General features: G+C 64.3%; 8 protein-coding genes and 1 riboswitch. Of the genes, 6 read left to right on the forward strand and 2 right to left on the reverse strand.

All coding sequences use genetic code 11. The annotated features are described in order from the left end of the window. A partial coding sequence (locus WB528_RS04235; protein ID WP_423887178.1) for an aminotransferase class I/II-fold pyridoxal phosphate-dependent enzyme occupies window positions 1-564 on the forward strand: 564 nt, incomplete at its 5' end. A 2-nt stretch (window positions 565-566) separates the two neighbouring features. Here the strand turns inward: WB528_RS04235 and WB528_RS04240 are convergent. Both WB528_RS04240 and cobO read right to left on the reverse strand, forming a co-directional pair. Further along, window positions 567-2,015 (reverse strand): cobyric acid synthase, encoded by a 1,449-nt coding sequence (locus WB528_RS04240; RefSeq protein WP_423887179.1) that lies wholly within the window; start codon window positions 2,013-2,015, stop codon window positions 567-569. 24 nt (window positions 2,016-2,039) lie between these two features. After that, complete coding sequence (gene cobO / locus WB528_RS04245; protein ID WP_423887180.1) at window positions 2,040-2,705, reverse strand: cob(I)yrinic acid a,c-diamide adenosyltransferase; 666 nt, start codon at window positions 2,703-2,705, stop codon at window positions 2,040-2,042. A gap of 43 nt (window positions 2,706-2,748) precedes the next feature. Continuing rightward, window positions 2,749-2,966, forward strand: a riboswitch (cobalamin riboswitch). 88 nt (window positions 2,967-3,054) lie between these two features. Between cobO and WB528_RS04250 the strand changes: the two genes are divergently transcribed. The 5 genes from WB528_RS04250 to WB528_RS04270 form a co-directional block, all read left to right on the forward strand. Then, window positions 3,055-3,441 (forward strand): DUF1636 family protein, encoded by a 387-nt coding sequence (locus WB528_RS04250; protein ID WP_423887181.1) that lies wholly within the window; start codon window positions 3,055-3,057, stop codon window positions 3,439-3,441. Then, window positions 3,438-4,472, forward strand: a complete 1,035-nt coding sequence (gene cobW / locus WB528_RS04255) for a cobalamin biosynthesis protein CobW (RefSeq protein ID WP_423887182.1) — start codon at window positions 3,438-3,440, stop codon at window positions 4,470-4,472. Before WB528_RS04250 ends, cobW begins: the two co-directional genes overlap by 4 nt. Further along, window positions 4,472-7,714, forward strand: a complete 3,243-nt coding sequence (gene cobN / locus WB528_RS04260; protein ID WP_423887183.1) for a cobaltochelatase subunit CobN — start codon at window positions 4,472-4,474, stop codon at window positions 7,712-7,714. The genes cobW and cobN overlap by 1 nt, the downstream gene beginning before the upstream one ends. Continuing rightward, window positions 7,711-8,874 (forward strand): precorrin-3B synthase, encoded by a 1,164-nt coding sequence (gene cobG, locus WB528_RS04265; RefSeq protein ID WP_423887184.1) that lies wholly within the window; start codon window positions 7,711-7,713, stop codon window positions 8,872-8,874. Before cobN ends, cobG begins: the two co-directional genes overlap by 4 nt. Beyond that, window positions 8,874-9,042 (forward strand): precorrin-8X methylmutase (locus WB528_RS04270; protein ID WP_423887185.1); only part of this gene is annotated, 169 nt, incomplete at its 3' end. The genes cobG and WB528_RS04270, both read left to right, overlap by 1 nt.

Raw genomic sequence — 9,042 nt, forward strand, 5'->3', positions numbered from 1 at the left:
AACCCCGACGGCAAGCGACATGAGCCGAGCCAGCTGCTCGCGCTGCTGCCGCGTGTTGGACGGCTGGTGGTTGATGAGAGTTTTGCCGACGCCACTCCCGCTCTTTCGCTTGCGCCTAAAGCGGGGCTGCCGGGGCTCCTGATCCTGCGGTCTTTCGGGAAATTTTTCGGGCTCGCCGGATTGCGGCTCGGCTTCATCCTCGGAAACGACGCTGACATCGCCGCGCTGGCGGTCATGGCGGGGCCATGGCCGGTCTCCGGCGCGGCGATTGAAATCGGCAGCCGCGCGTTGCTCGACCGCGAATGGGCGGAAGCGACATCGGCGCGCCTGATCCGCGATGGCCTGCGGCTGGATGACGAGGTGGCGCGGCGCGGCTGGACCCTTGTCGGCGGCACGCCACTGTTTCGTCTTTACGAGACCGGCGACGCCAAGCTCGCGCAGGAAAGGCTTGCGCGCGCGCAGATATGGTCTCGCGTATTCTCGTACCAAAAGGGTTGGCTGCGGCTGGGATTGCCGGGCGACGAGACCGAGTGGGTGCGATTGTCCGCGGCTTTGACTCGCTAACCTCAGCGCGCAAGCGCGAATAGTCCGTCGACGTCGAGATGAGCCTCGATGTGCTCCGCAAGCGCGTCGAGCGCACTCTCTACCTTTCCGCGGTACTGCTGGTCGGTGGCGGGAATTCCCAATTGCGCGAGAAATGCCGACCGAAAGGCATCCGATGCAAACACCCCGTGCAGGTAGCTGCCATGAACCCGACCGTCCGCAGAAACCGCGCCCTCAGGTCGACCGTTGAGCATGGCGAACGGACGAGCGCAATCCGCGCCTTCAGTATGTCCGATGTGGATTTCGTAAGCATCGATCGGCTGTTTTGTTGCCGCATGGGAGGCTGTCACGCGCGTCAGCGTCTTCTGCGGCGTCATGACGGTTGAAACATCGAGCAGTCCAAGGCCGGACGTTTCGCCTGATGGCCCCTCAATCCCCGCGGGATCGGCAACGCTTCGCCCGAGCATCTGGTAGCCGCCGCAAAGGCCGAGCACATGGCCGCCGCGACGGTGATGAGCGAGAAGATCGATGTCCCAGCCTTGCGCGCGCAAGAAGGCGAGATCCCCACGGGTGGACTTCGAGCCAGGAACGATGACCAATCTGCAATCGCCGGGGATCGCCTCCCCCGGCCGAACCATCACCAGATCGACCTCCGGTTCGAGCTTGAGCGGATCAAGGTCGTCGAAATTGGCAATGCGCGACAGTGCGAGAAAGGCGATCTTGCATTTGCCGCTTCTGCGCGAGTCGCCAAGCCCGAGCACATCTTCGGCAGGAAGCTCATTGGCGCGCGCAAAATAAGGCAGCACGCCAAATCCCCGCCAGCCGGTTTGCTTCTCGATCAGCCGATAGCCGTCGTCGAACAGCGACGGATCGCCGCGGAATTTGTTGATGACAAAACCGTCGATCATGGCGGCATCGTCGGGATCGATGACGGTCTTGGTTCCGACAAGCTGCGCAATGACGCCGCCACGGTCGATGTCGCCGACCAGCATGACCGGCACACCGGCGCGGCGGGCAAAGCCCATATTGGCGATGTCGGCCTTGCGGAGGTTGACTTCGGCAGGGCTGCCGGCGCCTTCGACCAGCACGAGGTCGGCGCGATCTTTGAGCCGCGAAAAACTTTCAAGCACCGGCGTCATCAGTGAAGATTTCATGGCCGCGTATTCGCGCGCACGCAACGTTGCGACCCGGCGCCCCTGCACGATGATCTGCGCGCCGGTATCGGTTTCAGGCTTCAGCAAAACCGGATTCATGTCGGTGTGAGGTTCGACGCCCGCTGCTTGCGCCTGCAAGGCCTGCGCGCGCCCGATCTCGCCGCCATCGACCGTCACGGCGGCGTTGTTCGACATGTTTTGCGGCTTGAAGGGCAATACGCGAAGGCCGCGCTGTGCCGCCACGCGTGCAAGGCCGGCCACGATGAGCGACTTGCCCACGTTCGAGCCGGCTCCCTGGATCATCAATGCGCGGGCCATCGATCTTAATTCTTGTCTTGCTGGTTAGAACTCCACGCCGGGCTGCGCCTTGATGCCGGAACGGAACGGATGCTTGATCAGCGTCATTTCGGTGACGAGATCGGCGGCGTCGATCAGTTCCTGCTTGGCGTTGCGCCCGGTGAGCACCACGTGGGTCATCGGCGGTTTGTGGTTTTTCAGAAAATCGACGACTTCGTTGATATCGAGATAATCATAGCGAAGCGCGATGTTGATCTCGTCGAGCACGACCATGCGCAAGGCTGCATCGGCGATCAACTTCTTGGCTTTTTCCCAGCCGGCTTGCGCGGCTGCGATATCGCGGGCGCGGTCCTGGGTTTCCCAGGTGAAGCCTTCGCCCATTGCATGGAATTGGCAGAGATCGCCGAAGTGACCGGCCAGCAGGCGGCGCTCGCCAGTATCCCATGCGCCCTTGATGAACTGGACCACCGCGCAGGGAAAGCCGTGCGCAACGCATCGGACGATCATGCCGAAGGCGGAGGACGACTTGCCCTTGCCGGCGCCGGTGTGGACGATGATGAGTCCTTTATCGCCGCTCTTGGTCGCCATGATCCGATCGCGGGCGGCCTTCTTCTTGGCCATTTTTTCCGCGTGGCGTTCATCGAGCGAAGCCCCGGACAACGCGGTTTTTTCGGCAGTTTTTTCGTCGGGGCCAGCATCTTCCTTGGACATCACCGGATGGGCTCCTTTGGCTTGACAAGTAGCGGCCACGGGCAAATGGTGAACCCGCGTTGGTTCCTGTCCTACGACAGGCGAAGAGGGAATGCGATAGGGCCAAATCCCCGCGGATTTGACCTGAACAGCAGCCGCCCCCGCGACCGTGACCGGAGAGATGCCCAAGGCCACTGACCCCCAAAAGGTCGGGAAGGCGGGGATCGAAGGGGGAAACCCTGCTCCGCAAGCCGGGAGACCTGCCAGCGCATCGAATTAAGACCGGCGGACGGGGTGTTCCGCGACGGGGAGCGAACCGTTGCCTGGTTCGCGCACCTCATCGCCTTCCGTCACGACTTCGAGGAGAGCGATGACCGTCACGCTTCACGTCTGCATCACTTGCCGTGCCGGCCAATCGCTGCCTGAGGGTGAGACCACGCCCGGCGCGCGTCTGCATGCGGCCATTCTCGGCATTGGCGTGCCCGAAGGAGTCCATGTGGTGCCCGTCGAATGTCTGTCCGCGTGCAACCAGGGTTGCTCGATCGCCCTCAGCGCGCCCGGCCGATGGTCCTATGTCTACGGGCGCCTGTCGGAAGCCAGTGCGTCCGATGTTGCGGCGGGCGCGGCGGCCTACGCGGCCGCACCCGACGGCATCGTGCCCTGGCGGCAGCGCCCGGAAATCTTCCGCAAGCAGTCGCTTGCCCGCATTCCACCGATCGCTCCAACCATCGCCGTTGCCCCGGAGGCCGCCGAATGAATCCGCTTGCCAAAATCCCCGTCACGGTCGTGACCGGTTTTCTCGGCTCAGGCAAGACGACGCTGATCCAGCACCTCATCGCCAACGCCAACGGCAAAAAGCTTGCCGTGCTGGTCAATGAATTCGGCAGCGAGGGCGTGGACGGCGATATCCTGAAATCCTGCGCGGATGCGAATTGTCCAGCCGAGAACATCGTCGAACTCGCCAACGGCTGCATTTGCTGCACGGTGGCCGACGACTTCATCCCGGCGATGGAGCAGTTGCTGTCGCGGCGCGTGAGGCCCGACCATATCCTGATCGAGACGTCCGGTCTGGCGCTGCCAAAGCCACTGCTGAAGGCGTTTGACTGGCCGGAAATCCGCTCACGGATCACCGTCGATGGCGTCATCGCGTTGGCGGATGCGGAAGCTGTGGCCGCCGGACGTTTTGCACCGGATCCCGCCGCCGTCGACGCGCAGCGCGCCGCCGATGAAAGTATCGATCACGAGACGCCGCTTTCGGAGGTATTTGAGGATCAGATCGCGTGTGCCGATATCGTGTTGCTGACGAAAGCCGATCTTGCCGGCGCGGCGGGGCTTGAAGCGGCCAAAGCCGCAATATCTGCCGAGATGACGCGCCGGGTGCCGATGTTGGCGATCGTCGATGGCGCGGTCGATAGCCGTATCGTCCTCGGTCTCGGAGCTGCGGCCGAAGACGACCTCGCGGCGCGGCCGTCCCACCACGATGGCGAAGACGATCATGAGCACGACGACTTCGCTTCCGTCGTCATCGACCTTCCGGAAGTTGCCGATATCGACGCGCTGGTCGCAACGATCCAGCGGCTCGCCCGCGAGCAGAACGTGCTGCGCGCCAAGGGATACATCGCCGTCGCAGGCAAGCCGATGCGGCTGTTGCTGCAAGCGGTGGGCGAGAGGGTCCGGCATCAATACGACACGCCCTGGGGAGCGCGGCCACGACAGTCGAAGCTGGTGCTGATCGGCGAGCAGCGTGATATCGACGAGGGTGCCCTCAAGACGGGACTTGGCGTCTAATGCACGTTGTCTTTCGCGAGAGTCGCGGGCTTGAGGAGACCGCGGTCCCGAAGGACCTCGGCCAGAGCCCGGCCGAATTGGTGATGCTCTCGTTCTCTGACAGCGATCTTGCAACTTTCGCGGCCGGATGGCGGCGCGGCCGCGCCAGCCTGCCGACGTTGCGGCTTTCCAACCTCGCAGAGCTTCGCCACCCGCTGTCGGTCGACACCTATATCGAACGAACACTGCCGGAAGCGCGCGGCGTTTTGGTGCGCCTGATCGGCGGCGAATCCTATTGGTCGTACGGGCTGTCCGCCCTGCATCGTCTGGCGAAAGACCACAAGATAGCATTGGCGGTGTTGCCGGCGGATGGCCGCGACGACCCCGGACTGGATGCGTTCTCGACATTGCCGATTTCGACGCTGCGGCGGCTAAAAGCGTTATGCGACCAGGGCGGGGCCACCGCGGCACAGGCGGCGATCGCTCAGCTCGCGCTTGCCGCCGGCCTCTATGCCGGGGCGGTCACCGGCGAAATCAATGTGCCCGACATGGGTTTCTACGACCCTGCGCGCGGCGTTCTCCCGAGCGTGCCAGATCCCGTTCAGCGGCCCCGCGCGCTTGTGACGTTTTATCGCTCCTATCTAACGGCAGCCGATACCGCGCCGGTCGACGCACTGATCGCGGCCCTCAGGCAAAAGGGCTTTGACGCCTATGGCGTGTTCGTCACCTCCCTGAAAGCGGCCGGCGTTGCGGATTGCTTGAAATCGCTGTTCGAGCGGCACCCGCCGGCTGTCATCGTGAATGCGACCGCGTTCTCCGCGATCGGCGACGACGGCACGACACCTTTGGATGCCGCATCCTGTCCGGTGTTCCAGGTCGCGTTGTCCACGGCCCGGCGCGAAGAGTGGGCGGAATCGCTGCGCGGCCTGTCGCCGGGTGACCTCGCGATGCATGTGGTGTTGCCGGAAGTCGATGGCCGGCTGTTTACGGGCGTCGTGAGCTTCAAGTCGCCGGGCGAACGCGATGTCGATTTGCAATTCGCCCATCTGGCGCATCGGCCCGACGACGAAAGAGTGGATGCAGTCGCCGGCCGGGTGACTGCCTGGCGCAGGCTTGCTTCGAAGCCGGCGAGCGACAAGCGGATCGCCATCATGCTCTCGAATTATCCCGGGCGCCCGCATCAGATCGCGCATGCGGTCGGGTTGGACGCACTCGCTTCGGTCGAATCGCTGTTGTCCGATCTCAAAACAAGCGGCTTCGACGTCGGGTCCGTGGAGAGTCTCGGTGACGTTTTGTTGCGGCGAGAATTAGGGTGGAGTCTCGCCGACTATCGCACTGAACTCGCGAAACTTCCCCAGCCATTGCAGGATGATCTCGCCAAGGCCTGGGGCGCGCCGGAACACGACTCAACCTGCCGCGGCGGAGAATTTCATTTTGCGGCGATCGAATGCGGCAACGCCATCATCGCCGTTCAGCCGGAGCGCGGCGATACTGACAGCCGCGACGCCGACTATCACGATCTGTCGCGCACACCGCGCCACGCCTATGTGGCATTCTATCTCTGGCTCCGCCGCCAGGGGTTTGATGCGCTCATCCACATGGGCGCGCACGGAACGCTCGAATGGCTGCCCGGCAAGGCAGTAGCTCTGTCCTCGTCCTGTTGGCCCGAAGCGCTGATCGGCGACCTGCCCGTCATCTATCCCTTCATTGTCAACGATCCCGGCGAGGCGGCGCAGGCCAAGCGGCGCATTGGCGCTGTGACGATCGGCCATTTGCCGCCGCCGCAGGTGCAGTCCGCTGTGCCGGAGCGTCTGCACAGGCTAGAGCAATTGCTGGATGAGTATTCAACCGCCGACGGGCTTGATCCCCCGCGCCGGCAACGCCTGATCGCCTCGATCCGCGACGAGGCCCGCTCCGCTGGCCTGGAAGATGATCTTGGCCTTAAGGCCTCGGCCGCGCCTGCCGAAGCGATTCCGCGGATCGATCGCTTCGTCTGCGATCTCAAGGAGAGCCAGTTCGGCGACGGGCTGCATGTGTTTGGCGGCGGCGCCTGCGGCGATGCTGAGCGGGACGCCGTGCTCGCGGCGCTCGGTGGCAACCGGATCGCGCCGGGACCCGCCGGCTCGCCCTATCGCGGACGCCGCGATGTGCTGCCGACGGGGCGCAATCTGTTTGCGGTCGATCCCCGTGCCGTGCCGACGCCGTCGGCTCACGCGCAAGGCGTCAAGCTTGCCGAAGAGCTTCTACGCCGTCACTTGCAGGATCACGGCGACTGGCCGAAAGGGCTGATGGTCGATCTCTGGGGATCGTCGACCATGCGCACCTCAGGCGAAGATTTTGCGATGGCGCTGCATCTCGCCGGCCTCGCGCCGCGCTGGGACCACGCTTCGGGGCGCGTGTCGGGTTATGACATCCTCGCGCCGGCTGAACTCGGACGACCGCGCATCGATGTCACGCTTCGCGTGTCCGGCCTGTTTCGCGACGTCTTTCCGGGCCTTGCGCAACTGTTCGAGGCCGCGACCACGGCGCTCGGCGAACGCGACGGCGAAGGTGACGAAAATCCCTACTGCCTTCAGACATCACGGGTGTTCGGGCCACGCCCCGGCCAATACGGCGTCGGCATCGCGTCGCTGGCAGACGCCTACACGCCAGAGTCCCGCGCTGCGGCCGGAGAAGCCTGGTTATCGGCATCTTCCTGGGCCTTTGCGTCCGACGGCGCGATGCGGTCCGATCGTGCGGGGATCGAAGCAAGGCTCGCTGCGACCGATGCATTCGTACATGCGCAGGACCTGCCGGAAACCGACCTCTTGCTGGCGGCCGACTATGCCGCCCATGAAGCCGGTGTTGCAGCCGCAGCGGCGAAAATCGGTTCGGCGTCGCCATCGCTATATCATCTCGACGCTACACGGCCCGACCAGCCGCATGCGCGATCGCTGACGGAAGAGATATCGCGCGTGGTCCGAGCGCGCGCCGCCAATCCGAAATGGATCGAAGGCATGATGCGCCACGGCTTTCGTGGCGCGGCGGAAATCGCCGCGACGCTGGAGCACATGGCGGCGTTCGCCCATCTCGCCGGCGCCGTGCCGCCACATCTTTTCGATCTCTATTACGACGCGACGCTCGGCAACGACCGCGTGCGCGTATTTATCGCGCGCGAGAACGCACCGGCGCTTGCCGCGATCGAGACTTGCTTCGCTCGCTTGCACGAGGCTTCGCTTTGGAGGACGCGGCGCAATTCGATTGCCGCCGCGTTAGCCACATGAACGCGGGTGCGATCAAGGGCTGGTGCCCGGGAATCTGGCAGCCGATGCAATCGGGCGATGGGCTCGTGGTGCGCATCCGGCCGCGCGAGGGACGGATCGACGCCGAACAGGCGGCAGGTATTGCCGAGCTCGCCGAACGTTACGGCAACGGGCTGATCGATCTCACCGGCAGGGCCAACCTCCAGATCCGGGGTGTGAGCGAAGACAGCCATCCGTCGCTGATCGAACGGCTCGGACAGCTTCGCCTGCTCGATCCCGAGCCGGACATCGAGGCGCGGCGCAATATTCTGATCGCCCCGTTCTGGACGGCCGGTGACGAACTCATCTCCATCGCCGGCGAGCTGGAGCGAGCGCTTGTGAATGGTCCAGCCCGCCTGCCGGCCAAGTTCGGTTTCGCGGTCGATTGCGGGAAAGAGCGCGTGCTCTCGGGCGCTTCCGCCGACGTGCGGATCGAACGCGATGTCGACGGACAGCTCATCGTGCGCGCCGATGGCGTAGAATTTGGACGCGCTGTCCCGCGCAACGGGGCCGTGACGGCCGCTCTCGGTCTGGCCGAGTGGTTTGTGTTCTCGGGCGGTGCCAAGACTGGCCGGGGACGGATGGCAACTCATATCGCTGACGGTGCGACGTTGCCCCAAAACCTTTGCGGCCATGCGAGACTGGCGCCAAAACGCGCTGCGCCTGACCCCGGCCTCACGCCACACGGCGCGCTGTTCGGCGTGGCCTTTGGGCAACTGACTTCCGGCGCGCTGAACTGGCTGGCCCAAAAAGCCACAGACATCCGCATGACGCCGTGGCGATTGATGCTGGCGGAAGGTGTTCACGAGATGCCCGCTTGCGAGGGCTTCATTACGCACGCGGACGACCCGCTGCTGCGCGTTGTTGCTTGCAGCGGCGCGCCGCGCTGTCGCGAAGCGCATGCCGATACGCGGGCATTGGCGAGAACGCTCGCGTCGCATCTGCCCGCTGACGCCCGACTTCACGTCTCCGGCTGCGCCAAGGGCTGTGCCCAATCAGGCCCAGCGTCGATCACGCTCGTTGCGACGGATAAGGGATTCGATCTTATCCGCGGTGGTTCGACGCGGGACGTGCCTGTTTTGCGCGGATTGAGCGGTACCGACATCCTTACGAACCCTTCAGTTTTGTCGGGAGCGCGCTAATGCAGCACAGCTACGAGACCGACGGTGCGGCGATCTATCGGAAATCCTTCGCGATCATCCGCGACGAAGCAAACCTTGTGCGCTTCTCGGCGGACGAAGAACCGGTGGTGGTGCGCATGATCCATGCGGCCGGCCTGATCGGACTGGAATCGTACATCCGCTTCACGC

It is taken from the genome of Bradyrhizobium sp. (assembly GCF_049586575.1).
Taxonomy (GTDB): Bacteria; Pseudomonadota; Alphaproteobacteria; order Rhizobiales; family Xanthobacteraceae; genus Bradyrhizobium.

Coding starts and splice junctions, on each gene's coding strand:
- cobG (WP_423887184.1), top strand. CDS start 7,711: ATGAACGCGGGTGCGATCAAGGGCTGGTGCCCGGGAATCTGGCAGCCG.
- cobO (WP_423887180.1), bottom strand. CDS start 2,705: ATGTCCAAGGAAGATGCTGGCCCCGACGAAAAAACTGCCGAAAAAACC.
- cobN (WP_423887183.1), top strand. CDS start 4,472: ATGCACGTTGTCTTTCGCGAGAGTCGCGGGCTTGAGGAGACCGCGGTC.
- WB528_RS04240 (WP_423887179.1), bottom strand. CDS start 2,015: ATGGCCCGCGCATTGATGATCCAGGGAGCCGGCTCGAACGTGGGCAAG.
- WB528_RS04250 (WP_423887181.1), top strand. CDS start 3,055: ATGACCGTCACGCTTCACGTCTGCATCACTTGCCGTGCCGGCCAATCG.
- cobW (WP_423887182.1), top strand. CDS start 3,438: ATGAATCCGCTTGCCAAAATCCCCGTCACGGTCGTGACCGGTTTTCTC.